The sequence below is a fragment of the Pontixanthobacter sp. CEM42 genome (assembly GCF_017812015.1).
GTDB lineage: Bacteria > Pseudomonadota > Alphaproteobacteria > Sphingomonadales > Sphingomonadaceae > Pontixanthobacter.
Map to the genome: position 1 here is coordinate 198,852 of NZ_JADQTN010000001.1, position 23,335 is coordinate 222,186.

General features: G+C 56.1%; 23 protein-coding genes and 1 other RNA gene. 13 read left to right on the forward strand and 11 right to left on the reverse strand.

The features are described from left to right. Positions 1–49: 49 nt before the first annotated feature. Positions 50–1,621 carry an amidase gene (locus J9777_RS00865; protein WP_209346923.1) on the reverse strand — a complete coding sequence of 524 codons (1,572 nt, stop codon included), beginning with the start codon at positions 1,619–1,621 and terminating at the stop codon, positions 50–52. 42 nt (positions 1,622–1,663) lie between these two features. Further along, positions 1,664–3,790 (reverse strand): TonB-dependent receptor plug domain-containing protein, encoded by a 2,127-nt coding sequence (locus J9777_RS00870; protein WP_245228461.1) that lies wholly within the window; start codon positions 3,788–3,790, stop codon positions 1,664–1,666. A 307-nt stretch (positions 3,791–4,097) separates the two neighbouring features. Here J9777_RS00870 and J9777_RS00875 point away from each other — a divergent pair, with 307 nt between their 5' ends. The 3 genes from J9777_RS00875 (at position 4,098) to clpX (ending at position 8,151) form a co-directional block, all read left to right on the forward strand. Then, complete coding sequence (locus J9777_RS00875) at positions 4,098–5,846, forward strand: HAMP domain-containing methyl-accepting chemotaxis protein (RefSeq protein ID WP_209346924.1); 1,749 nt, start codon at positions 4,098–4,100, stop codon at positions 5,844–5,846. A gap of 124 nt (positions 5,847–5,970) precedes the next feature. Beyond that, on the forward strand, positions 5,971–6,675 hold the full coding sequence (locus J9777_RS00880) for an ATP-dependent Clp protease proteolytic subunit (protein ID WP_209346925.1): 705 nt from the start codon (positions 5,971–5,973) through the stop codon (positions 6,673–6,675). A 204-nt stretch (positions 6,676–6,879) separates the two neighbouring features. Beyond that, a complete protein-coding gene (gene clpX / locus J9777_RS00885; RefSeq protein ID WP_209346926.1) occupies positions 6,880–8,151 on the forward strand; it encodes an ATP-dependent Clp protease ATP-binding subunit ClpX in 1,272 nt (423 codons plus the stop codon). A gap of 331 nt (positions 8,152–8,482) precedes the next feature. Here clpX and J9777_RS00890 read toward each other — a convergent pair whose 3' ends face one another. The 5 genes from J9777_RS00890 to mtgA all read right to left on the reverse strand — a co-directional run bounded on the left by J9777_RS00890 (position 8,483) and on the right by mtgA (position 12,056). Then, positions 8,483–9,049, reverse strand: a complete 567-nt coding sequence (locus J9777_RS00890; RefSeq protein WP_209346927.1) for a fasciclin domain-containing protein — start codon at positions 9,047–9,049, stop codon at positions 8,483–8,485. 79 nt (positions 9,050–9,128) lie between these two features. Then, positions 9,129–9,845, reverse strand: a complete 717-nt coding sequence (locus tag J9777_RS00895; RefSeq protein WP_209346928.1) for an anti-sigma factor — start codon at positions 9,843–9,845, stop codon at positions 9,129–9,131. Beyond that, positions 9,842–10,360 (reverse strand): sigma-70 family RNA polymerase sigma factor, encoded by a 519-nt coding sequence (locus J9777_RS00900; RefSeq protein ID WP_209348542.1) that lies wholly within the window; start codon positions 10,358–10,360, stop codon positions 9,842–9,844. The genes J9777_RS00895 and J9777_RS00900 overlap by 4 nt, the downstream gene beginning before the upstream one ends. Before the next feature lie 38 nt (positions 10,361–10,398). Further along, positions 10,399–11,379 carry a cation diffusion facilitator family transporter gene (locus J9777_RS00905; protein ID WP_209346929.1) on the reverse strand — a complete coding sequence of 327 codons (981 nt, stop codon included), beginning with the start codon at positions 11,377–11,379 and terminating at the stop codon, positions 10,399–10,401. Positions 11,380–11,384: 5 nt separating this feature from the next. After that, positions 11,385–12,056 carry a monofunctional biosynthetic peptidoglycan transglycosylase gene (gene mtgA, locus J9777_RS00910; protein WP_209346930.1) on the reverse strand — a complete coding sequence of 224 codons (672 nt, stop codon included), beginning with the start codon at positions 12,054–12,056 and terminating at the stop codon, positions 11,385–11,387. 69 nt (positions 12,057–12,125) lie between these two features. On the opposite strand from mtgA, the gene J9777_RS00915 reads away from it, so the two are divergent. Further along, complete coding sequence (locus tag J9777_RS00915) at positions 12,126–12,752, forward strand: hypothetical protein (RefSeq protein WP_209346931.1); 627 nt, start codon at positions 12,126–12,128, stop codon at positions 12,750–12,752. On the opposite strand, the gene rpoH is transcribed toward J9777_RS00915, so the two are convergent. Both rpoH and J9777_RS00925 read right to left on the reverse strand, forming a co-directional pair. Next, positions 12,753–13,655 carry an RNA polymerase sigma factor RpoH gene (gene rpoH / locus J9777_RS00920; protein ID WP_209346932.1) on the reverse strand — a complete coding sequence of 301 codons (903 nt, stop codon included), beginning with the start codon at positions 13,653–13,655 and terminating at the stop codon, positions 12,753–12,755. A gap of 110 nt (positions 13,656–13,765) precedes the next feature. Further along, a complete protein-coding gene (locus J9777_RS00925) occupies positions 13,766–14,719 on the reverse strand; it encodes an RluA family pseudouridine synthase (protein ID WP_209348543.1) in 954 nt (317 codons plus the stop codon). A gap of 16 nt (positions 14,720–14,735) precedes the next feature. Between J9777_RS00925 and J9777_RS00930 the strand changes: the two genes are divergently transcribed. From J9777_RS00930 to J9777_RS00940, 3 genes are all read left to right on the forward strand, one after another. Continuing rightward, complete coding sequence (locus tag J9777_RS00930; RefSeq protein ID WP_209346933.1) at positions 14,736–15,131, forward strand: M67 family metallopeptidase; 396 nt, start codon at positions 14,736–14,738, stop codon at positions 15,129–15,131. A gap of 127 nt (positions 15,132–15,258) precedes the next feature. Then, positions 15,259–15,918 carry a histidine phosphotransferase family protein gene (locus tag J9777_RS00935; RefSeq protein ID WP_209346934.1) on the forward strand — a complete coding sequence of 220 codons (660 nt, stop codon included), beginning with the start codon at positions 15,259–15,261 and terminating at the stop codon, positions 15,916–15,918. Positions 15,919–15,920: 2 nt separating this feature from the next. After that, complete coding sequence (locus J9777_RS00940) at positions 15,921–16,625, forward strand: N-acetylmuramoyl-L-alanine amidase (RefSeq protein ID WP_209346935.1); 705 nt, start codon at positions 15,921–15,923, stop codon at positions 16,623–16,625. 27 nt (positions 16,626–16,652) lie between these two features. Here J9777_RS00940 and J9777_RS00945 read toward each other — a convergent pair whose 3' ends face one another. After that, a complete protein-coding gene (locus J9777_RS00945; RefSeq protein ID WP_209346936.1) occupies positions 16,653–16,970 on the reverse strand; it encodes a hypothetical protein in 318 nt (105 codons plus the stop codon). A gap of 136 nt (positions 16,971–17,106) precedes the next feature. On the opposite strand from J9777_RS00945, the gene J9777_RS00950 reads away from it, so the two are divergent. The 6 genes from J9777_RS00950 (at position 17,107) to J9777_RS00975 (ending at position 21,999) form a co-directional block, all read left to right on the forward strand. Next, complete coding sequence (locus J9777_RS00950) at positions 17,107–17,715, forward strand: TetR/AcrR family transcriptional regulator (RefSeq protein WP_209346937.1); 609 nt, start codon at positions 17,107–17,109, stop codon at positions 17,713–17,715. Between the two features lie 46 nt (positions 17,716–17,761). Then, positions 17,762–18,191: RNase P RNA component class A (gene rnpB, locus J9777_RS00955), an RNA gene on the forward strand. 89 nt (positions 18,192–18,280) lie between these two features. Beyond that, complete coding sequence (aqpZ, locus tag J9777_RS00960; RefSeq protein ID WP_209346938.1) at positions 18,281–18,994, forward strand: aquaporin Z; 714 nt, start codon at positions 18,281–18,283, stop codon at positions 18,992–18,994. 84 nt (positions 18,995–19,078) lie between these two features. After that, positions 19,079–19,732 (forward strand): MIP/aquaporin family protein, encoded by a 654-nt coding sequence (locus tag J9777_RS00965; protein ID WP_209346939.1) that lies wholly within the window; start codon positions 19,079–19,081, stop codon positions 19,730–19,732. After that, on the forward strand, positions 19,732–21,168 hold the full coding sequence (locus tag J9777_RS00970) for an NAD(P)/FAD-dependent oxidoreductase (protein WP_209346940.1): 1,437 nt from the start codon (positions 19,732–19,734) through the stop codon (positions 21,166–21,168). Before J9777_RS00965 ends, J9777_RS00970 begins: the two co-directional genes overlap by 1 nt. A gap of 39 nt (positions 21,169–21,207) precedes the next feature. Beyond that, a complete protein-coding gene (locus J9777_RS00975) occupies positions 21,208–21,999 on the forward strand; it encodes a hypothetical protein (protein WP_209346941.1) in 792 nt (263 codons plus the stop codon). An 11-nt stretch (positions 22,000–22,010) separates the two neighbouring features. Here J9777_RS00975 and J9777_RS00980 read toward each other — a convergent pair whose 3' ends face one another. Further along, positions 22,011–23,321, reverse strand: coding sequence for a UDP-glucose/GDP-mannose dehydrogenase family protein (locus J9777_RS00980; protein WP_209346942.1), 1,311 nt, complete (start codon positions 23,319–23,321; stop codon positions 22,011–22,013). Between the last annotated feature and the right edge of the window lie 14 nt (positions 23,322–23,335).

The following is a 23,335-nucleotide window of genomic DNA, read 5'->3' on the forward strand; positions in this document are numbered from 1 at the left end:
AACACCAAAAAGAGGGCCGCACGGGATCACCGCTGCGGCCCTTTTTGTATCAGTCTTCGGTCGCCTGTACCTGCCACGGTTTGAATGACGGAATAGGCAGCTCTGCGCTGCGGGCACGCTCATAGGCAGCGCCAACTTTCAGCACATCGTGGTCCCCCCATTTTGCACCGAAGAAACTGATCCCGACAGGCAGCCGTTCAACAGCACCCATCGGCACGGTCAAATGCGGATAGCCAGCAATGGCGGCGGGGCTGCCAAATCCGATGCTGCCGTTAAAGCTGTCACCATTCTCCAAATCGCTGACCCACGCAGGGCCGCGTGTGGGCGCGACGAGGAACTGCACGTCATACTGTGCCAGCAGCATATCGAGTGTTTCTTTGCCCGCGATGCGCACGGCATTTTCGCGCGCTTTTACGTAGGCCTGCCGGTCGGTGGTTCGTTCGGCGACTTGGAAGATACCTTGCCCGAAATATTGCATCTCGGTCTCGGCATTGGCTTTGTTGAACGCAATAAGGTCGGTGAGGCTGCGCGGTAAGTCTTCGCCCGGCAAGCTGCGCAGATATTTGCCCATCTCCTCACGCAATTCGAACAGCAATATTGTGAAGCTGTCTCGGTACATTTCGGGATTAGGGTCAAACTCGATATCGACCAAAATCGCGCCGGCCCTTTCGAGATCGGACATGGCGACGCCGAATACCGTTTCGACATCGGCGTCATTGCCGATCTGATTACGCATCACCCCTATTCGCACGCCTTCGAGAGAGAAGTCTTCCAGACCGAGAGTATAGTCTGCCTGACGGTTCTGCGCTGTCAAAGTCACTGCATCTTGATCGTCCTCGCCGGCCATCGCGCCCAAGAGCATTGCAGCATCGTTGACCGAACGCGCCATCGGACCGGCAGTGTCCTGAGTTGAGCTGATCGGGACAATGTGCCGGCGGCTGACAAGGCCTACGCTGGGTTTGAATCCGACAACGCCATTGACGCTGGCAGGGCAGGTTATCGATCCGTTGGTTTCAGTCCCAATAGCGGCCCAAGCGAACGCTGCGGCAATCGCCGCACCGCTTCCCGAAGACGAACCACATGTGTTGCGGTCGGTTGCGTGAGGATTCTTCGTCAAACCGCCAATTGCGCTCCACCCACTCGTCGATTTGCGATCGCGAATATTGGCCCATTCGGACAGGTTCGTCTTGCCCAGAATGACACCGCCCGCCGCACGGATATTGGCGATTAGCGGTGCATCGCGGCCAGTGTTGTTGTCCTTGAGCGCCAGACTGCCCGCGGTGGTCGGAAATTCGCGCGTCTCGATATTGTCTTTGACGAGGATCGCGCGGCCAACGAGCTCGGTGTTGGTCTGAAACGCGCCAGCCGCCATCGCGCTTGGCACATTATGCGTGATGACCGCGTTGATCGCGGGGCCGTCATCATCAAGCGCCTTGAGCAATATGCTATATCGAACGAGCAAATGAAGATGCAGTGCGTGATCGTCGGGATGCTCCGTCTGTGCGGTAAACTCTTCCAACTCAGTGATGAGCTCGCGCGGCGTTTGTTGTTCTTGGGCAGATAGCTGAGTCGCCTGGAGACAACAGAAAGTTGCCAGCAAAATCGGTAGTATTCTAAGCATGAGGCGTAGTCTGACGGCAAATTTGGGATACGCAAGTGTCGCTTAAAAATTCCCGCTTACGCTGAACCGGAAGATCGGGCCGATTCGTGCTGTGCGGTTCTCGACGAACAGGACCGGATCGACATCGCGGCTACCGTCATAAACGGTGCGGTCGAAAAACCCTTTTCCGCCCAACAGATTGCCCGCTTGCGCATTCACTGTCAGGCCAAACACGTCCTTATGCTCGATAAAGATGTTGGCGAAAGTCGGGCCTTCATATTCGCGCCCGACTTCGCCTCGCCGGAAATACTGGTTGTTGCGCGAATAAAAGATGTTGGTGCCATAGGCGATATCGCTGCGCGGAATGTCGTGGCGGAATTCCGCCCGATAACGCTGGTTGCGCTGGCCGGAAAATACCCGTTCGATACCGTCCAGCGGATCGCGCACATTCGTTTTGACGATTTGGAGCTCCAAATCGACTTGTGCGCCGGGGATGCCCAGCGGATCGAATTTCAGTGTGGTGTTCCAGTCAAAATCGGTCCGCGTAGCCTTGTCTATATTGCCGCGCGCTTCGCCGCCTCCTGTAAGCGGGATAACGTCGATGAAATCTTCAATCCGGCGGTGGACGACTGAAACGGTGGTCGAACCCCATTCGCCAAGCGTTTTGTTGATCTCCAGATCCAGATCCCAGCTTTGTTCGGGCACCAGCTCGTTATTGGCACCGTTCTGGTTACCTTGATCAAGAAAGACCCGTGCCAGAACATCACCGAAGGAAAGCTGCCCTACCGCCCGGCGCAGTTCCAGCGAAATGTCGAAGCCATTCTCCGGTCTCCAAGCCAGTGATGCGGAGCCCTTGGGGCGTTTGAACTTGCGCGCATTGGCAGCTGCACCGGTTTGCTTGATGTTTGAAAATTCCATCCCGCCAGATGCTTGGAAGCCGAGCTTGTCGGTGATCTGTTTGCTGACACTGAGGATGCTTTCATAGCGATCCTCTGTGACGCCTCCGGTTCCTTCAGGAAAAGCGATCTCGGTGAAGGTTCCAGCGGTCAGTTCGAACAAGCTGGCGACGCGGTCGAGGCGGTTGAACGCAGCCTCGCCTGAAATCTGCCAATCGGCATCGAACATATTCCAGTTGTATTCAGCGCGGCCGATCCGCTCGCCTTCATCAGCGTCGGAGATAAATCTGTCACCCTGGTCATCCGACCCATCAGCAAATTCGGTCACAAGTGTTTGGGTAAACACGCCGCTCTCGAAACTTTCTAGGCCGATAAGCTTGAGTGTGCCGGGACCCAGCGGAAATTCAATATCTGCGCTGATTTCATATTGCGTTTCGCGGTTCTTGCGGTCGCTTCGTTCGTTGCGATCGATCAGTCCGGGGCCGAACTGGAACTCGGTCTGGTTCCGGTCGAAGAATTCTTTCTCATAGGACAGGTTGAGATTGGCGGTGACATCATCGCTGAAGTCATACTTCAGATTGGCCGAGGCCGATGGCTGGTCGAAAGCGCCGGGGGAATAAAACTCCTGCGTTTCGATCAGCGTTCCATTGGCGTCGCTGATAAAGCCCGTACCGACACCGCCAAAGCGGTTGTTGGTCATTTCGATAGCGAGCGTATAGCCAAGCTTGCCGATGGCTCCCGAGACCGAAGCTTCACCGCCAAAATACTCTTGCCGGTCAGTCAGCGGGCGGAAGCCGCCGCGCCATTCGAACTGACCCGATAGGCCGCCGCCCGACGTAAATATGTTCGCGACTTGGCCGGTCAGGCCGGGAATATCGAGTGTGGTGCCATCAACGATCTCAATCCGGACCACTTTGTCCGCGGGGATGCGTGCCAGCTGATCGCGCGCGCTGTCAGACTTGCTCGACAGGCGCTCGCCGTTAATCAGAACATTCTCGTCAGCTTGACCGAGGCCGCGGTTACCGTCGCCGCCTTGAATGTTGAATCCGGGCACTTCGCGAAGCATATCGAGCGCATTGCGCGGGGCAAATTGGGCGAAATATTCGGGTGTATACGAAGTTCCACCGTCTGCGGTCGTACTTACAGCTTGTTCCGCCGGCGCGGCTGCGGTGTCGGTGCCATCCATGGCTTGCTCAACATCACTTTCCTGCGCGGCGAGCGGAGCTCCGACCCAAAGGGCGGTACTTGCCAGCAGGGATGAAGCCAGGCGCAATAAGGGGGTATTTGCGTCCATGATTTCCAGTCCTCCCTTGCGCCTTTTGCAACTGCTGCAAATCAAACAACAGCGTGCTTCGACTAGATGAGCATCGAAAGCGACCAACTGCATTGCCAACGCGCTGATCGCGTTAGAGCGAGTTTGACGCGCGGCGAATGGATTAGTTCCAGTGTTTCTCGTTAGATTTCAATCTGCCCGAACAAAGTTAACGTGATCTTAGCTATCGGCTGCGTAACTCGCCCGTTCATTGAGTTGCGTTGAGCGGCACAGATTGACAACGATGACAACAAGCTGGCGCAAAGATGCTGGTTGATCAGGGGGCGTAATGCTTGAGCCGGTATCGAACTGGGTACGTTACGAGAAGATTGCCAAATGGCTGGAGCAGGGCTCCATCGCCCGCCAGTCGAAGCTTATTTTTCGCGCGTCGGCAGTATTGGTCATCCTGTTGGGGCTTGCCGCCGCACTTGGCTTTATGCGCACCGAACAGCGGGCCAGCCGTTCCGCCGATCTGACCGAATTTGCATTCCTGATCTCTGACATCAGCAAGAACATCACGCTCTCGAAAGACAATATGGGCGCCTATCGCGCTCGCGATTATGAGGTCGAGCTGATCGATCTGTCGATCACCAATGCGGAAACTGCGACAAGTCTAAATGCGGAATTAAGTGCGGCTGCGCAGTCGGTCGATCCGGCCTACCTCCCGGCAATCGACGAGCTGCACGATGATCTAAAGCAAGTCGAACGTATTCAGCAGGAAGTAAAGGACGCGCCGCTCGATCTGGTCGAGCAAGAGAGCTTCCTTGGCCCGCGTTACGACTTCATCGATACGACTTTGGGCAAAGTCGCGAACTTAGGCGATGATGCGTCTGGCCGTGTTGAAGAGCTGTCGAACGACGGTATCTGGGAAATTCAGGCGCTGGTGGTGGCTATGCTGCTTATCGCGCTGCTGGCGCTTGGGCTTGTCCTGGTGGGGCAACGCCTTGTGAACCGCCGGATTATAGATCCAATCGGGAATATTAGCGATGTGAGCCTTCGGGTCGCACAGGGGGATACGGAGCTAATAATTCCAGAAGCGGGCCGTGATGATGAAATAGGTGTCATGGCCCGCTCACTCGCCATTATGCAGGAGAACTCTGTAAAACTGGTCGCAGCGCAGCAGGAAGTTGCTGAAATCGCGACCAAAGAGCTCGAGCATCAAAAAGCGCTTGAGGAAACACGCGCAACGCAAAGCCAGATGTTGCACGATCTGGCAGACAAATTCGAGCGGACAATCGGCAATGTGACCAATGAGGTTTCCTCCGCCACCGATCAATTGCAATCCGCTGCCAGCGCTATGTCGGGCAATGCGGAGAAATCGTCGCAGGAATCTGTTGCTGCTGCCGAGCGCCTGAAGGAAGCATCCGCTGGCGTCATCGGTGCCGCTGCTGCCAGCGACGAATTCGTCTTGTCGATCAATGAAATCAGCAAACAGGCGTCCAGCTCCGCACGGCGCGCCCGGGATGCCAATGATGTTGCGGTGAAAGCCAATGATACAATCGAATTGCTCGATTCAGCGACCGCGCAAGTGGGTTCGATCGTGGAAATGATCTCTAGCATCGCGCAGCGCACCAATATGCTTGCGCTCAACGCAACAATTGAGGCCGCTCGCAGCGGCGAGGCCGGTCGCGGATTCGCTGTGGTTGCTTCCGAAGTGAAAGAACTCGCTGCGCAAACCAGCAAGGCAACCGGCGAGATTGAAGAGCAGATCAGGGCAATGCAAAGCAGGGCTGGTTCCAGCGTCACTGCTCTGCGCGAGATTGTGGGCGAGATTACCGAACTGGAAACAACCGCCATCTCGATTGCTTCGGCAGTGGATCAGCAATCTGTTGCCGGGCAAGATATCGCCCAGAGCATCGATATCGCTGCGCAAAGCACAGAGGCGGTAAACGCCAATGTCACTTTGGTCAGCGAAATGGCGGTTGAGACGGGATCGGCTGCGTCGCAGGTTCTTGGCTCCGCCGGTCATCTGGAGCAGCAAGCCAATACGCTGCGCGATCATGTGTCCGAATTCCTGAAGCATGTGCGCAGCGCCTGAGCACCTATCCCGCTATTTGGTCACAGTTTTCCACCTCTGACATGGGATAAGGGGTTAACGCCCTTGAACTCCGCTTTCGCAGTCGCGACATAGGTGGCCGATAATAATTCAGGTTAGGAATATCATGATCGACGTCTCACAGCAGCTTGGCGACACTTACGGCACTCAAGGCCAGTTCACGCGTGACCCGCTTACCGGGGCACTGGTTCCGATGGTGGTTGAGCAAACCAGCCGCGGAGAGCGTAGCTTTGACATTTTCAGCCGCCTGCTGCGCGAACGGATTGTATTTGTAACCGGTCAGGTTGAAGACGGCATGGCTTCGCTGATTACCGCGCAGCTGCTGTTCCTCGAGAGCGAGAATCCCTCCAAGCCTATCAGTATGTATATCAACTCGCCCGGCGGTGTTGTGACCGCCGGCATGGCGATACACGACACGATGCAATACATTAAGCCGCGCGTTTCCACCGTGTGCATGGGCCAAGCCGCATCGATGGGCAGCTTCCTGCTTGCTGCGGGTGAACCGGGTATGCGCGTTGCGCTGCCGAACAGCCGTATCATGATCCACCAGCCATCGGGCGGCGCGCGCGGTATGGCATCGGATATCGAAATTCAGGCGCGTGAGATCCTGCGGATCAAAAAGAGCATGAACGATCTATACGTCAAATATACCGGTAAGAAATTGGCCGAGATTGAAAAAGCGATGGACCGCGATACCTTCCTCGAAGCCGACGAAGCCATGAAGTTCGGTCTGGTCGATAAAGTCTTCGAAACGCGCCCTGAAGGCGAAGAATCGGACGACGAGAAGGGCAGCGGCGGCGCACCTGAGTAAGGTTTGACCACCACTTTCATACACTTCTATCGCAGTTTCGCCCCAGTGCGGGACGTTAACTGTAGCATTTCAGCAACCCTGTCGCTTCAGGTGCCCGTAAGGGGTGTTTGCTAGTGATGGCTGGTTGATTATCAATTATCCGGCTTTACAGTCGGTCGAATCCTCTTGCCACCATTCGGCCGGACGGACTCGGGAAGACGGGATATGACGAAATTGAGCGGAACTGATTCCAAGAGTACACTTTACTGCAGCTTCTGCGGAAAATCGCAGCATGAAGTGCGCAAACTGATCGCGGGACCAACTGTGTTCATCTGCGACGAATGCGTTGAACTGTGTAACGATATTATTCGTGAAGAAACCAAAGCCGGCATCGCTGGCGGCAAGGGTGACGGCGATGTGCCGACCCCGATGGACATTTTCACCACGCTCAATGACTATGTGATCGGGCAAGACCGCGCGAAGCGCGTTCTCTCGGTTGCAGTCCACAATCACTATAAACGGCTCAAGCACGGCGGTAAGTCGGGCGAAGTCGAGCTGGCGAAATCGAACATCCTGCTTGTTGGCCCGACCGGCTGCGGTAAGACTTTGCTCGCGCAGACGCTGGCGCGCACATTCGATGTGCCGTTCACAATGGCCGATGCGACCACGCTGACCGAAGCGGGCTATGTCGGTGAAGACGTCGAGAACATCATTCTCAAGCTGCTGCAATCCAGCGACTATAATGTCGACAAAGCGCAGCACGGCATCGTCTATATTGACGAGATCGACAAGATTACCCGCAAGGCGGAAAATCCCAGCATCACTCGCGATGTTTCGGGTGAGGGCGTTCAGCAGGCTCTGCTGAAGCTGATGGAAGGCACCACAGCCTCGGTTCCACCGCAAGGCGGGCGCAAGCACCCACAGCAGGAATTCCTGCAAGTCGACACAACGAACATTCTGTTCATCTGTGGCGGTGCGTTTGCTGGTCTTGAGAAAGTCATCGCTGATCGTCTGCAAAAGCGCAGCATCGGTTTCGGCGCGCATGTTGCCGATCCGGACAAGCGCCGCATCGGCGAACTGCTTGAAAAATGCGAGCCGGAAGATCTGCTGAAATTCGGCCTGATCCCCGAATTCGTTGGCCGTCTGCCGGTTATTGCCACTCTGCGCGATCTGGATATTGATGCGCTGGTGGAAATCCTCAGCGAACCGAAAAACGCGCTGGTCAAGCAATATGCCAAGATGTTCGAGCTGGAAGATGTCGATCTGACATTCAAGCAGGACGCTCTGGAAACGATTGCCCAGAAGGCGATCGAACGCAAAACCGGCGCTCGTGGACTTCGCTCAATTGTTGAAGGCATCCTTTTGGATACGATGTTCGATCTACCCGATATGGACGGCGTGACCGAAATCGTGATCGACAAGGACGTGGTCGAGGGAACGAAAGAACCCATCCGCGTTGTGGGTGGTGAAAAGGCTAAGAAAGACGAAGCGGCTTAGTTTGTTTTGTGCCTCAAGCGCCGGCGCTCGCATCCGCTCGCTTAGGCTTCCGCGCTAACCGCGCGTCGGGCAGTTGCCCTCTGACTACCGCGACCAAGAACACGAGCAAGCTAGATAGCTGGCTCTGATCCGGTCGGCGACTAGCCGACCGCAAGGCCGACTGGCCGCCCTAGCTTATGCGAGGTAGCCAAGCGAGCCGGATGGCTCGCGCCCGGCGACTGAGGGCCCACAACAAAAAACAAAACCCCGCCCGGCCGGAGGAGTGGCCGAGCGGGGTTCTTTATGCGCTGCGTGTTTGGGGGGAGATCGGCAGCGCAGGAAAGGTCTGTGATCAACCGGGCAGGAACACGCCGTCGGTTACGTGGATCACGCCGTTCGATGTCTTCACGTCCGTTTGCGTTACCGCCGTTGCGCGGCCTGCTGCGTCGGTGATGACTACCGTGTCGCCAGAGAGGCGTGCGGTCAGTTTGCCGCCTGACAGTGTGGTCACAGTGGCGCTGCCGCCATGCTTGTTGATCAGCGCAACCAGATCGGCTGCGCTCACATTACCGGCCACTGCGTGATATGTCAGAATGCCAGTCAACTGGCCTTTGTTTTCCGGCTTTACCAGTGTCGCAATGGTGCCGTCTGGCAGCTTTGCGAATGCTGTGTCTGTTGGGGCAAAAATAGTGAATGGGCCGGGACCAGATAGCGTCTCAACCAGACCTGCTGCCTTCACGGCCGCAACCAGAGTTTCATGGACGCCTGTGCTCATCGCGGTTTGCACGATGTTCGGCTGTGTCTTCGCGGCAGTCTTATGATGGCCCGCCGTAGCCGGAACTGCGGTTAGTACCGCGCCGCTAGCAATCGCGGCAGTTGCGGCAAGGCCAAGTGCTTTAAGTGATTTCAATTTAGACATGTGTATCTCCTTTTTCATCAAGCCCCGTCCTGCTTGTGATGGAGATACGCAGCCCGCCAATCAGCGGATGCAATTTAATTTAGATTTGTGTGAATTGGCCCTGCGCGACCACTGGTCCAGCCTCTCCGCCCTTCGGTGCGCCGCCCAATGGCTCGCGCGTTAGAACCATCTGCGAACCGTCGGTGATGAGCGAGGCCAATGTCGGATCGATAGCAACACGGCGTTCTTCGCCAGGGACAACCACGCCCAGTGACTTGGCGCCATCATCTGCCACTAGCCACAATTCGTGATCGTGCACGCCATCTGCGGTCAGACCGCTCGCCGAAACCAGAATCTCTTCGCGTTCAGGTAAGTAGGTAACGGCCAGCCTCAGCGGCGTGTCCGCAATCGGAATATTCGCCATCAACGGAGCATCTGGTGTTGCCGGTTGCTCACCCGGACCGAACATCGCGGGGAAAGCAAAAAAGGCGAGAGCAATAGCCGCAGCTGCAGAGAAGATGCTGGCAAACTGCCAATTGCGCACACTCTTTTGCAGCGAGACGACATTATCGTTGTCCGCCGATCGGTTCCCTGCAATTTCGCTTTCAATCCGCGCCCACAGTTCAGGACCAGGCGCAATTGGAGGTTGAGCCACTTGCAAATGGCTGAGTTTGTCTTCCCATTGTGCGACTTCAGCGGCGAATTCTGGATCATTCGCCATCAGTCCGCGTGCCTGCAGCAACTCCTCACCTTCGAGCAGGCGCAATGCATGCTCGGCGGCAAGGCGTTCCTTCTCTGTCAGTTCGGGAGCGCTCATATCTCGAGACACCTTTTTAATTTTGCGAGGCCCCTGCGGACCCAGCTTTTCATTGTTCCTAGCGGAACATCACGGGTTTCGGCCAGTTCGGCATAGGTTGCGCCGTTGAAGAAGGCCGTTCGGATCGCATCCTGCTGCCGTTCTTCCAACTCACCAAGGCAGTGATGAATCTTCTCGTTACGCTGCTCGGTTTCTAGCATGGCGTCGGCCAGCGGAGCATCGTCAGTGATTTCCATCGCTTCATCAACCGGCACCGCGCCGCGCTGAACCTTCCCCGTACGCAGGCGATCAATCGCCCGGTTGCGCGCAAAGGTGGCCAACCAGCTTATCGGGCTGGCCCGCTCCGGATCGTAGCGGTCAGCGCTACGCCATAAATTTACATAGACATCCTGCAATGCGTCCTCGGCTTCATTTCGCTCTCCCAAGATACGGAGGCAAATGCCAAATAGTTTCGCTGACGTTGCATTATAGATGAATTCGAGGGCCGAACGGTCGCCATTGGCAAGGCGTGCCATTGCCGCTTTCAGTTCTTCACGAGCGATGTCGCCGGAGCTCACGTTGCATCAGCCCCAAAACATGCAGAGCCGTGCTGCGCACATTCACGCGATTGCTCGATCTGGATGGTTGCGTGATTGATCCGGTGGTGATGGTCCAACTCGCGAGCGATATCGTGAAGGAAAGCGTCGCCTGGATGGCCGGCAGGCATAACCAAATGCGCAGTCAGGGCAGTTTCTGTCGTGCTCATCGGCCAGATGTGTAATTCATGGACTTCATCAACGCCAGACAATCCCGATAGATACTCGCGCACATTCGCTTCAGAGATGCCTTCTGGCACGCCGAGAAGGCCCATCTTCACGCTGTCTTTCAATAGGCCCCAAGTTCCCCAGGCGATCACTGCAACGATAATAAGGCTCACTGCGGGATCGATCCAAAGAGCGCCGGTCCAAATAATTGCGAGGCCTGCCAGCACAACGCCCGCAGACACCAGCGCATCGGCGGCCATATGCAGATAGGCGCCGCGAATATTCAGATCATCCTTGCTGCCTTTCATAAAAAGCATTGCCGTAAAGGCGTTGATCGCGATGCCGATGCTGGCGACGATCACTACCGTCATCCCCTCGATAGGTTGCGGATCGGTCATCCGGTGCAATGTCTCGTAGAATATCGCGCCGATGGCGATCAGCAGCAGCGCAGCATTGGCCAGCGCGGCGAGGATCGTGGAGCTTTTGTAGCCGTATGTGAATCGTTCAGTCGGCGCGCGCTTCGCTGCGATGCTTGCACCCCAAGCCATCAGCAGAGCGAGCACGTCCGATAGATTGTGCCCCGCGTCGGCCACCAGCGCCATCGAGCCTGACAGGAAGCCATAGATCGCCTCGACAATGACAAATGCCGTGTTGAGGACAATTCCGATCGCAAAAGCGCGGCCAAAGTCAGCAGGCGCGTGTGAATGTCCATGACCATGCGAATGGCCATGCCCGTGCCCATCATGATGTGCATGATTACGTGGATGGTTATGTGTGTGACCCGCGCCCATTATTGTCAGTCATAGACGCAGGCATCGAGCGCGTCACGCCTTACCACATCTATCCGTGCGGCAATGGTGTTGCCATATTTGCGCGTGAAGCCGGTTGGATTGGTGACAGAGCGCTTTTGCGGCAGGGGTAGGGCGGCGGCCATGCGGGAGGCCTCGCTCTTGGTCAGTCGGGCGGCGGAATGGTTGAAATAGCGTTGTGCGCCAGCCTCCGCACCATACGTTCCGATGCCGGTCTCGGCGACGTTGAGATACACCTCCATAATCCGCCGCTTGCCCCAGATGTTCTCGATAAGGAATGTGAACCACGCTTCGAAACCTTTGCGGACATAACCGCCGCCTTGCCACAGGAAAACGTTCTTCGCGGTCTGCTGACTGATGGTGGAGCCGCCACGGATTCGCCCACCTTGCGCATTGCGCTTGATCGCTTTCTCGATAGCCTCGCGATCGAAGCCATTATGGCTGCAGAATTTCCCATCCTCGCCCGCGATTACCGCGCTGACGAGATTGCGGTCGATATTGGAGAGCGACTCCCAGTCTTTGGTAATCCCGTCCCCGTTCATCACCATCGTCGCGGTGATCGGCGGCGGCACAAATTTGAACAATAGCACAAAGGCGAGGCTGAGGCCGATGAACCACAGGATGATCTTCGCGATGAGTTTGGTAAGCCGCGTGAGCATGTATCCTCGTTAGCATGCCCTCGACCGAGTGCAATTGACCGTTGTGATGGAGGATCATATTCGCTGCGCATGATTATCGTGGTCGAAGGCATCAGCGCAGCAGGTAAGACGACATATTCGCGTCAGTTTGGTGACGAGCACTGGTTGCCGGAATTGCCTGTTAAAGATGAAAGGCCTGATGCTGGCGCGCCCACGGAAGACCACACGCGGTTCTGGGCAGAACACAATATCATGCGCTTCCAGAAAGCCTTGGAGATTGAGCGCCAGCATGGCTTTGCCATTTGTGACACCGATCCGATGAAGATCCACTACCCATGGTGCATAGAACGCGCGGGCTTTGACTGGCCTGACAAATTCGCAATTGCTCGGCATGCTGTGCGGCAGGCGCTAGCTGACCGCCGCATCGGGTTTGCTGATCGGTATTTCGTGAAAAATATCGATCCGGCCGTGGCGCGCGCTCAGAAAGAGGGCGATGCGACGCGCCGGCGCGGCAATTTCGAGCAGCACCTGGCACTGCAGCCACATCTGATGGATTGGTTTACAGCATTGTCAAAAACACTGCCCGATCGGGTCGAGTTTGCTTTCCCGGATCACCAGACAGTTTTGTCGCAACTGAAAAACAAAACGCCGGAGACGAATCCCCGGCGTTTCGATGTTTCAGTGTTTGATGCTCTGGAAGAGCATCTGCCTACCTAGTCAGGTAGGATTGGGCATAAACCGTTCGCCAGCGATGGTCTTCATCGCCTTCTGCAGTTTCTCAAACGCCCGTACCTCGATCTGGCGGATGCGTTCGCGGCTGACTTCGTAAACCTGCGATAGCTGTTCCAGCGTTTGCGGGTTTTCGGTCAGGCGGCGCTCGGTTAGAATGTGCTTCTCGCGGTCATTCAGACTTTCCATCGCTTCGCCGAGCATTTCATGCCGTACTTCGGCTTCTTCAGCGTCAGCCACGGTTTCATCCTGCAGCGGGCCGTCATCGACAAGCCAATCCTGCCACTGGCCGCCTTCATCCTCGTCACCGCGCATCTTGGTGTTGAGCGAGCCATCGCCGCCCATCATCATCCGGCGGTTCATGTTGACGACTTCCTGCTCCGGAACACCCAGAGTGGTCGCGATTTCGGTTACGTCATCGGGATGCAGGTCGCTATCTTCATAGGCCTCAAGCTCTTTCTTCATCCGGCGAAGGTTGAAGAACAGCTTTTTCTGCGCCGCAGTAGTACCCATTTTTACCAGCGACCAGCTGCGCAGGATAAACTCCTGCATGCTCGCCTTGATCCACCACATCGCATAGGTAGCGAGGCGGAAACCACGTTCTGGCTCGAATTTCTTGACGCCCTGCATCAACCCGACATTGCCCTCTGAAATGAGGTCAGAAACGGGGAGGCCGTAGCCGCGATAGCCCATCGCGATTTTCGCGACGAGACGCAGGTGACTGGTCACCAATTGCGCAGCTGCTTCGGGATCTTCATGCTCCGCATAGCGCTTGGCGAGCATATATTCCTGCTCGGCGGTCAATACGGGGAATTTCTTGATTTCCGACAGATAGCGGTTGAGACTTTGCTCGCCGCCTAATGCCGGGACTTTGGTCGTTACGTTACTCATTTCCCTAACCTTTCTTCGCCAGCCTCTGTTTTCCGAACCTCTAAGGAGCATCCGTAATTTCGGGCCGCTTGGTTACATATAGACGCACTTTTCACGATTTGCAGTGCTATTCATCGATTAGAACGTGCGGTTTCGTCGATCAGTTCCCGCATATCGACGGGAATCTCAGCCTGAAACTCCACAAATTCGCCTGTGACCGGGTGGTCGAAGCCCAAGGACGCTGCGTGCAGCGCCTGCCGGGCAAAGCCCAGTTCTTTCAGAATCGCTCTCAATTTCGCTGGAGTTCGTCCATATGTTGGATCCCCTAATAGCGCATGACCGATTGACCCAAGGTGAACCCGTATCTGATGCGTCCGTCCTGTTTCCAGACGGCACTCTACCAGACTGCAATTGTTGAGTTTTTCGATAGTTTTGTAATGTGTGATAGCGTGTTTTCCGCGTGACGATGTGTCGGGCAGAACCGCCATCTTCTTGCGGTTATTATCGGACCTTCCGATACGCGTTTCGATGGTTCCGCTAGAGGGGTTGGGATGCCCGCCGCAGACGGCCTGATAGCGGCGCTTGATCGAATGGTCTGCGAACTGCGCGGCCAGCCCCTCATGCGCAGCAGTAGATTTTGCTACAACCAGCAAACCAGAAGTATCCTTATCGATCCGGTGAACAATGCCGGGGCGGGCGACGCCGCCGATTCCGGAAAGCGCTCCCTTACAATGATGCAACAGTGCGTTCACCAGAGTGCCGTCGGGATTTCCGGCTGCTGGATGAACGACCATGCCCGCCGGTTTGTTGACGACGATCAGATGTTCGTCCTCGAACGCGATATCAAGCGGGATATCCTGTGGCTGTGCTTCGGCTTCGGCAGCGGGCGGTACGGTGATGGTGAATGTGCTGCCGGCCCTGGCTTTGGCGGATGGGTTGGTGGCTGGTGTATCATCGACAGCTACCGCGCCTTCAGCCATCAGCGCCTTCACCCGTTCTCGCGACAGACCGGAGGCTTCGGCCAGCGCTTTGTCGATGCGGCCCGATGTGGCGACGGTTCCGGTAATGACTTCACTCTCGCTCATGCTAAAGCGATGGGCGATGACGTTGAACATCTCAAGTGATCTTATCGAGGCGCTCCGAAATGAAGCCAACAAAACGCATCCTGAGGAATGCTGCGGCATAATCTTCGGTGAGGAGGGTGCGTTAAGGCTGGTTATTCCAGCAAAGAACACGCACCCCACGCCTGAAACTCACTTCGAAATCGATCCGGCCACACTCATCGCAGCACATAAATCTGAGCGTACAGGTGGCCTCAAAATCATTGGCTATTACCACTCGCATCCCAAGGGTCCGGCAAAGCCATCGAAGACTGATCAAGCCTCCGCCTCTGGCGATGGAAGAATCTGGGCGATAATCGGGCAAGACGAGATACGCCTCTGGCGCGACGAACCCGATGGTTTCGAACCGCTTTCCTACGAGATGGTAGACGGTTAGAATTGCCACCATGACTGGCGCCAAATCTTTCGAAAAACTGTCATTTTGTTGCTGCGGGTGGCGCTATGGTTATTTTGCCCTAAGACAGTGTTCCATGTGTTCCATCCTGTAGGATTTGTATCCGTAAATGACCGAAAATGCCTCTCCTGATCTTGCCGCGTTACTGTGTTCGCGGCTGTGCCATGATTTGCTCAGCCCGGTGGGCGCGATGAGCAATGGCTTGGAATTGCTCGCAGATGAGCATGATCCGGCGATGCGTAAGCAATGCATGGATCTGCTGGAACAAAGCGCCAAGACTAGCACCGACAAACTCAAATTCTTCCGGCTAGCATTTGGCGCGGCCGGTGGTTTCGGCGAAATGGTCGAGGTTGCCGAACCGAAGGCCGTGATTGATGCCCTGATCGGTGATGCCAAGCGGGTCGAAGCCAATTGGGCGATGGAAGCCGCGAAATTGCCAAAGGACGCGGTGAAGGTACTGCTCAACCTCGCGCATATAGCGCTCGATGCGCTTATTCGCGGCGGTACGTTGGATATTGGCGCAGAGATAACAGGTGGGAATACCGAGATTGTTGTTCGTGCTGCTGGAGACAAGATCGCATTTGACGAGTCGATCGGACATGCGCTGCAAGGAGATTTACCTGCTGCCGAGCTGAGCAGCCGCACAGCACCGGCCTACATGATTGCGCAGCTTGCCAAGAAAGCCGGCGGCGGCTTGCAATATCAGCTGGGCGACGATGCGCTGGTTCTGGGTGCCGTACTGCCTCAGCCAGAAGGTATCATCGGGTAAATATGGCGGACGAGCTCGTTCATCACACGCGGTTATCGCCCAATTGCAATGAGCGAAAATTGCCGATTTCGATGGTCGTGCTGCATTATACAGAGATGAAGCCAGTAGAGACTGCGTTGGAGCGGCTCTGCGATCCCGAAGCGCAAGTCAGTGCGCACTATCTGATCTCTGAAGAGGGTGAAGTCACTCTGCTCGTCCCCGAGGAGAAACGCGCTTGGCATGCGGGCGCGGCATTCTGGCGTGGCACGAAGGACGTGAATTCGGCCAGCATCGGGATTGAATTAGATCATCCGGGGCATGGCTTGGGATATCGCCCCTTTGAGGATGCGCAGATCGAAGCGCTGGTGCCGCTGCTTCACCGGATTGTGCAGACATATGACATCGCCAAGTCGAATGTTATCGGCCATTCCGATGTCGCGCCAGCACGAAAGACTGATCCAGGTGAACTGTTTCCGTGGGACCGGTTGGCTGATTACGGCCTCGCGACTGCTGTTCCAAAGATCGAGCTGGGCGATCCGTTCGATAATGACGGAGCGTTCTATTTGGCACTCGAACGTTATGGCTATGACATTACCGAAGGGCGCAAAGCAGTCGAGGCATTCCAGCGCCGCTGGCGTCCGCATAAAGTTGACGGCCAGATCGACGGGGAAATCCGCGCGATCCTGTTCCAACTCCTGCTCGACAGAGACAGAGGCGCGGCGCGTTAAGCAACCGACAGGATCGCGCGGTAGTTTCTACATCTCCATATCCATGCCCTCGGCAACGATAATATCTCCGCCGAGATTGAGATGCGGACAGGATGCAGCCATTGCACCCGCTTCTTCGCAAGTCGCAACTTCAACCACGCTGACGCCGTTCAACGGAACATCGCCTTCCCATTTTTCGATGCCATTTTTGTCGACGCGAACCATTTGAGAGAACGGCATGCCCGGATCAATCAAAGCATCGCCGAGGCCGCTGCTCCATGCTCTCCAAGCTTCCATGTGCGCTTGGCCTTCCTCGGGTGAGGATGGTGGATTGGCGTCGCGATAAATGAATGCAAATTTTGGCATAGTCAGTTCCTTATAAAGTGGTGAATCAAAGCCGTCAGGGGGACAGCTCACGTGCAAACTGACGCCGATCTAAATATGTTCAAGAACATATTTAGATGTATGATAGCGATGCCTACTCAGCACTCAGGACATATCGATGCCATATTCAAAAGAACATAAATCAGCAGTCCGAGCGCGGATCATCGAAGCGGCACGTATTCTGTTCAACCGGCATGGCTTTGACCATGTGACAATCGACCAGTTGATGGCGGAGGCGAACCTAACGCGTGGCGGATTTTATGCGCATTTTCAGAACAAGGAGGAGGTCTTCGCAGCCGCTACGGCGAGCTTCCTCAATGGCCGCGGCGCGATCTGGCGTGAGGATGCTGGTGTTGATCCCACAGCCGGACAAGTGGAAATGGCGCGGCGAATGGTCAACTCATATCTCTCAGCAGAGCATCTGGATGATACTGACGGCCAATGCCCGATGATCGCCTATGCGACCGATGTGGCCAGAGCGGGGCCGCAAGTGCGGTCAAGCTATCATGCGTTGTTGCAGGGCATGGTGGGTCTATTCGAGCACAATCTGCCAGACGAGGGTGACGGTAGGCGTGAGCGTGCTCTTTCGCTAGCAGCGCTGTGTGTCGGCGGGATGGTGGTTGCTAGGGCTTTGCCCGGAAATGCGATGGCTGATGAGATTCGCGAAGCGGCGCTGAAAGAGGCAAACGCCTTGTGGTTAATTGATGAGGAAACGGCAGCGGCATAAATGCAAACACTTCCCATTCCAATGCCCTCGGCTTAGAGAGCTTCCGCCAGGGGGCCGGGCAGCCGCGTTATTTTAGGATACCGAGGAAAGTCCGGGCTCCACGAAACAAGGGTGGCGGGTAACGCCCGCCGGGCTTCAATATCGCAAGATGGCGAGGTCAAGGGATAGTGCCACAGAGAGCAAACCGCCGAACTCGTTCGGTAAGGGTGAAAGGGTGCGGTAAGAGCGCACCGCGTGACCGGCAACGGGAACGGCATGGTAAACCCCACCTGGAGCAAGGCCAAATAGGGGCGGCGCGCCAAGAGCCTAGGCTTGAGGCAGATGCGTTTCGCATCGACCGCCCGGGTTGGCTGCTTGAGCCGTGTGGCAACATACGGCCTAGAGGAATGGCTGCCCTTGCGGATCGGGTCCACCCACAGAAATGAGGGGGGAAACCACCCGCAAGACAGAACCCGGCTTACAGGCCCCCTGGCGATTTCCCTCATTTATGATGCCATGACGTCAAATTTGTATTCTCGATCGAAATGCCGCATATTTCCGCTGAAAAATCAGGAGAGGGACTACTATGATGCGTAAATTAGGTGCCGAGGCATTCGGTACATTCTGGCTGGTATTTGGCGGGTGTGGCTCGGCCGTTCTGGCTGCGGGTTTTCCGGAGTTGGGTATCGGTTTCGCTGGTGTATCGCTGGCATTCGGTCTGACGGTTCTGACTATGGCCTATGCTGTGGGCGGCATTTCAGGCGGGCATTTTAACCCCGCCGTTTCGCTGGGACTGGCTTTGGGTAATCGCTTTTCTTGGGGTGATTTGATTCCCTATTGGGTTGCACAGCTTTTCGGCTCGTTTGTGGCGGCAGCGTGCCTGTTCGTGATTGCGTCGGGGATGGATGGCTGGAGCGCGGGCGGCTTTGCATCGAACGGCTTTGGTGATCTGTCACCGGGCGGCTATTCGATGACGGCAGCACTACTGATCGAAATCATCCTGACGGCTGGTTTCTTGATCGTGATTCTCGGTTCGACATCGAAAGCGGTTCCCGGCGGTTTTGCGCCGATTTCTATCGGCTTGTCGCTGACTCTGATCCATTTGATCTCGATCCCGGTGACCAATACTTCGGTCAATCCTGCGCGGTCAACCAGCGTTGCGTTCTACGCTGAAACAGGTGCGGTTTCGCAGCTTTGGTTGTTCTGGGTTGCCCCGCTGATCGGTGCGGCGATTGGCGCGCTGATCTGGCGTTACATTCTTTCGCCGGGTGAAACACTGGAAGACATCGGCGGCGAATAACCGCGTTATAACGCAATTTGGGCTTTGTCCCTCGGCGAACCCCCACTATCCCAACACAGCGTTGGCGAGAGTGGGGGTTCTTTCATGAGTCGGAGATTGTTGGCCGAAGCGATTGGGAGCTTCTTCCTATTCGCCTGTGTAATCGGCTCAGGGATCATGGCTGAAACGCTGGCTGGCGGGAACGTCGCCATAGCGCTGCTCGGCAATACAATCGCAACTGGCGCAATCCTCGCGGTGTTGATTGCAATGCTCGGGCCGATTTCGGGGGCGCATTTCAATCCTGCGGTCACCTTAGCATTCCGGATCCGCGGAGAGATCGCAACGAAAGAAGCGCTGCTGTTCGTCGCTGTACAGTTGATTGCGGGCATAATCGGGGTGTGGGCGGCGCATGTGATGTTTGACCAGCCGCTGATGCAATATTCGCTCAAGCCGCGCACCGGTGCTGGGCAATGGCTCGGCGAATTTATCGCAACGTTCGGCCTTGTCCTGACCATATTGGGCACAATCAGAGTGAACGCCGCATGGGTGCCCGCCAGCGTCGGCCTCTATATCAGCGCGGCTTACTGGTTCACCTCTTCGACCAGCTTTGCGAATCCAGCGATTACAGTGGCGCGTAGCCTGAGCAATACTTTCGCCGGAATCGCTCCGGTTGATGTCGCGGGCTTTATCCTCGCGCAGTTGGCAGGTGCAGTCGCGGCAGTGTTGATTGCTAAAGTGCTCTACGGCAAGGCAAGCTGATGCGTGTCGCCATAATCGGGTCTGGAGCATCGGGCATTGCCGCAGCTTACTATCTGAAGCAGGCAGGCTTTGCCGATTTCACACTGTTCGAAAAGAGCGACGACCTTGGCGGAACATGGCGCGATAATCGCTATCCGGGTGTGGCGTGTGATGTCCCGTCGCACCTCTATCGCTTCACGTTTGCGCCGAACGCTGAATGGACGCGGCGCTGCTCGCCGGGGGCAGAGATCCAAGCGTATATGCGCGACGTCGCAAAACAGATCGGCGCGTTCGAGAAAATAGCTTTCAACCATGAAGTTACCAAGGTGCAATTCGCCGACGGTGGTTGGGAAGTGGAAACCAGCAAAGGTCCCTACGGGCACTTCGATGCAGTTATTTCGGCCAGCGGAGCGCTGCATCATCCGAAAATGCCCAATATAGACGGGATCGAGAGCTTCCTAGGCCGATCGTGCCATTCGGCGCAGTGGGATGACGCGACTGATCTGACGGGCAAACGGGTGGGAGTTATAGGCAGCGGATCAACCGGTACACAGATCACTGCGACCTTAGCTGATCACGTACAGTCGCTCACCCTGTTCCAGCGGACAGCACAGTGGATCATGCCGCTGCCCAACTATCCGATTGCAGAGGAGAAGCGGCAGGAATATCGCGATGATCCGGCCAAGATGGACGGCTATTATCACTACCTTGCAGGCCGGTTTAACGAAGTGTTTGGCGATGCAGTGTCGGGCCACAATCCCGAGGCGTATGAACACATGGCGGAGGCGTGTGAGGAGAATTTACGGACGAGCGTCACCGACCCGGAACTGCGCGCGAAGCTGACGCCCGACTATGCCGTCGGATGCAAACGCTTGGTGCTGTCTGACAGTTTCTATGAAGCGATCCAAAGGCCTAACGCAACGCTGGAAACCGGCGCCATCAGCAAGGTCGAGCAAAACGGTGTGCGGATGGAAGATGGCTCTCTGCATGAACTCGATTATCTCATCTACGCCACCGGTTTTCACGCGCACAGCCTGTGTCACCCAATGCATATTGCCGGGCGTGATGGTCGCGTGTTGGCAGAAGAATGGGCCGACGGAAATTATGCCTATCGTTCGGTCGCGGTGCCGGGCTTCCCCAACTGGTTCATGATTGGCGGTCCGAACAGTCCGATTGGCAATTTCTCCTATCTGATGACTGCGGAGCATCAGGCCAAATATGTCGTTTCGCTGATCAAAGAAGCGAGCATTAGTGGAACGGTCGAGCCCAAACCAGATGTGACCGACGCGTACAATGCTGAGCTGCGTGAGGCGATGAACGGCACCATCTGGGTCTCGGGTTGCGATAGTTGGTACTTCGATAAACAGGGTAGGGTGGCATCGTATCCTTGGAGTTTCAGCCGTTTTGCGGAGGAAATGCAGACGCCCAATTTGGCGGATTTTCATATCAGGCCTTAGTTTCGCGGAACCGACACGTTCTCGGTCGGTTTCGACCCTATGCAAACTTCAATCCCGATCACTCGCAGCGCTCTCCAGGTCCTTGCCATTATTCTCGCCGTTGCTTGGCAAATCGGAGCGACCTTCTTACCAAACTTGGGGTTGGGCGAACCGATTGGTCAGCGATCCGACGCAATCCGAACGCTGGTGGTACCCTCGGGATGGGCCTTTGCGATTTGGGGGCCATTGTTTCTTGGTTGCGCCATTTACGCTGTGTGGCAAGCGCTTCCCGGGCAACGCGACAACGTACTGCTAGACCGTATTGGCTGGTATACGGCAGGTGCAACGGCAGCGAACGGTCTTTGGGCGACCTACACGCAGTTCTATAATCTAACCGTGATTTCGGCTGTCATCATTCTGTTTTCGTTGGTCTGTCTGCTGGCAACACTGCGAGTTCTGGTTAAGTGGGCAAAGCCGTTCACAAGAGGTGAAAGATGGATCGCTGCGCTGACCTTCAGTGCATTGGCGGCATGGCTAACCGTCGCATCGACCGTAAACATCACGGCTGCGCTCAAATATCACGGTGTCGGCGCGGGCGGTTCCTATCCGATGCTCGCGGCGGCGATTGTACTGGTGGCCGGACTGATTGGATCTGCGGCAGTGACCGGCAGCCGCGGAAATCCTTGGTACACCGTGGTGATCCTGTGGGCGATGCTGGCGATCTATTTCAAAGGCGGACAGGAGTATGTGCTGATTGCCGTCGCCACTGGTATATCGGCCCTGATCATCGTGTTCAGCTGTCTTCGAAAGCTAAGCGGGCGGGCCGATCGTCAGCATTGGCTGAGTGTTTAAGGCCCCCGGTCTTAAGCCCGACCGATGCTTGAATATTCGAAGCCTGCCGTCCGGACGTCATCCGGCTGATAGATATTGCGTAGATCGACAAGAACTGGCGCTTTGGCGAGTTCTTTGACCCGAGCTAAATCGAGTGCGCGGAACGCATCCCATTCGGTCACGATTGCGATTGCATCTGCTCCGTCGATTGCCGCATAAGGATCATCCTTCATCGCGACTTCGGGCATGAGCGGCGCAGCGATCTCCATTCCTTCAGGATCATAGGCAGCCACGTTGACGCCCGCATCGTGCAGCGTTTGCGCAATGGCAATTGCGGGACTGTCGCGCATATCGTCAGTGTTTGGTTTGAAGGTCAGGCCGAGCAGCGCGACTTTCTTGCCGCGTGCTTCGTCTGGACCGCCCAATGCGTCGACGACTTTGCGGCCCATCGCCCGTTTGCGCGTGTCATTGGTTTTGACTACCGCTTCAACAATGCGGACAGGGCTTTCGTAATCCTCAGCTGTCTTGAGCAGTGCCAGCGTGTCTTTCGGGAAACATGAACCGCCATAGCCCGGGCCGGCGTTGAGAAATTTCGGACCAATGCGTCCATCGCTGCCGATACCGCGGCTGACATCTTGTACGTTTGCACCGACTTTTTCGCACAGATCGGCCATCTCATTGATGAAAGTGATCTTGGTCGCGAGGAAGGCGTTGGCAGCGTATTTGATTAGCTCAGCACTGCGGCGGCTAGTGAACAGGATCGGAGATTCGTTGAGGAACAGCGGGCGATAAACTTCGCGCATGATCTCGCGGCCAAACTCGTTCTCGGCACCGATCACAATCCGGTCAGGCCGTTTAAAGTCACCGATGGCTGCGCCTTCACGCAGGAATTCTGGATTGGAGACGACAGCAACCTTATGCGAAGTGCCGCTATCGCTGAGAATACGTTCAACCTCGTCACCGGTCCCGACCGGCACAGTGGATTTGGTCACGACAACAGCATCATTTGCCAGATTCGCGCCAACTTCTTTGGCGACGGCATAGACAAATGACAGGTCGGCATGGCCGTCACCGCGGCGGCTTGGCGTGCCAACGGCGATGAAGATCGCTGAGGCATCCTTGATTCCCTCAGCCAAATCAGTGGTGAAGGACAGGCGACCAGCTTTGACGTTCGTTCCGACCAGCTCAGCCAGTCCCGGCTCATAAATCGGCATTACACCATCATGTAGGCGATCGATCTTGGATTGATCCTTGTCGATGCAGACCACCTCATGTCCGAAATCAGCGAAACACGCGCCCGAGACCAAGCCTACATAGCCTGATCCGACCATTGCGATTTTCATGGCTGTGTATCCCC

Coding starts and splice junctions, on each gene's coding strand:
- J9777_RS00865 (WP_209346923.1), bottom strand. CDS start 1,621: ATGCTTAGAATACTACCGATTTTGCTGGCAACTTTCTGTTGTCTCCAG.
- J9777_RS00930 (WP_209346933.1), top strand. CDS start 14,736: ATGACGTTGAACATCTCAAGTGATCTTATCGAGGCGCTCCGAAATGAA.
- J9777_RS00900 (WP_209348542.1), bottom strand. CDS start 10,360: ATGGCACGCCTTGCCAATGGCGACCGTTCGGCCCTCGAATTCATCTAT.
- J9777_RS00965 (WP_209346939.1), top strand. CDS start 19,079: ATGAGTCGGAGATTGTTGGCCGAAGCGATTGGGAGCTTCTTCCTATTC.
- J9777_RS00940 (WP_209346935.1), top strand. CDS start 15,921: ATGGCGGACGAGCTCGTTCATCACACGCGGTTATCGCCCAATTGCAAT.
- J9777_RS00975 (WP_209346941.1), top strand. CDS start 21,208: ATGCAAACTTCAATCCCGATCACTCGCAGCGCTCTCCAGGTCCTTGCC.
- J9777_RS00915 (WP_209346931.1), top strand. CDS start 12,126: ATGATTATCGTGGTCGAAGGCATCAGCGCAGCAGGTAAGACGACATAT.
- J9777_RS00870 (WP_245228461.1), bottom strand. CDS start 3,790: ATGGACGCAAATACCCCCTTATTGCGCCTGGCTTCATCCCTGCTGGCA.
- J9777_RS00925 (WP_209348543.1), bottom strand. CDS start 14,719: ATGAGCGAGAGTGAAGTCATTACCGGAACCGTCGCCACATCGGGCCGC.
- J9777_RS00890 (WP_209346927.1), bottom strand. CDS start 9,049: ATGTCTAAATTGAAATCACTTAAAGCACTTGGCCTTGCCGCAACTGCC.
- J9777_RS00950 (WP_209346937.1), top strand. CDS start 17,107: ATGCCATATTCAAAAGAACATAAATCAGCAGTCCGAGCGCGGATCATC.
- J9777_RS00895 (WP_209346928.1), bottom strand. CDS start 9,845: ATGAGCGCTCCCGAACTGACAGAGAAGGAACGCCTTGCCGCCGAGCAT.
- J9777_RS00880 (WP_209346925.1), top strand. CDS start 5,971: ATGATCGACGTCTCACAGCAGCTTGGCGACACTTACGGCACTCAAGGC.
- J9777_RS00945 (WP_209346936.1), bottom strand. CDS start 16,970: ATGCCAAAATTTGCATTCATTTATCGCGACGCCAATCCACCATCCTCA.
- J9777_RS00905 (WP_209346929.1), bottom strand. CDS start 11,379: ATGGGCGCGGGTCACACACATAACCATCCACGTAATCATGCACATCAT.
- J9777_RS00875 (WP_209346924.1), top strand. CDS start 4,098: ATGCTTGAGCCGGTATCGAACTGGGTACGTTACGAGAAGATTGCCAAA.
- J9777_RS00980 (WP_209346942.1), bottom strand. CDS start 23,321: ATGAAAATCGCAATGGTCGGATCAGGCTATGTAGGCTTGGTCTCGGGC.
- J9777_RS00935 (WP_209346934.1), top strand. CDS start 15,259: ATGACCGAAAATGCCTCTCCTGATCTTGCCGCGTTACTGTGTTCGCGG.
- aqpZ (WP_209346938.1), top strand. CDS start 18,281: ATGATGCGTAAATTAGGTGCCGAGGCATTCGGTACATTCTGGCTGGTA.
- clpX (WP_209346926.1), top strand. CDS start 6,880: ATGACGAAATTGAGCGGAACTGATTCCAAGAGTACACTTTACTGCAGC.
- rpoH (WP_209346932.1), bottom strand. CDS start 13,655: ATGAGTAACGTAACGACCAAAGTCCCGGCATTAGGCGGCGAGCAAAGT.
- mtgA (WP_209346930.1), bottom strand. CDS start 12,056: ATGCTCACGCGGCTTACCAAACTCATCGCGAAGATCATCCTGTGGTTC.
- J9777_RS00970 (WP_209346940.1), top strand. CDS start 19,732: ATGCGTGTCGCCATAATCGGGTCTGGAGCATCGGGCATTGCCGCAGCT.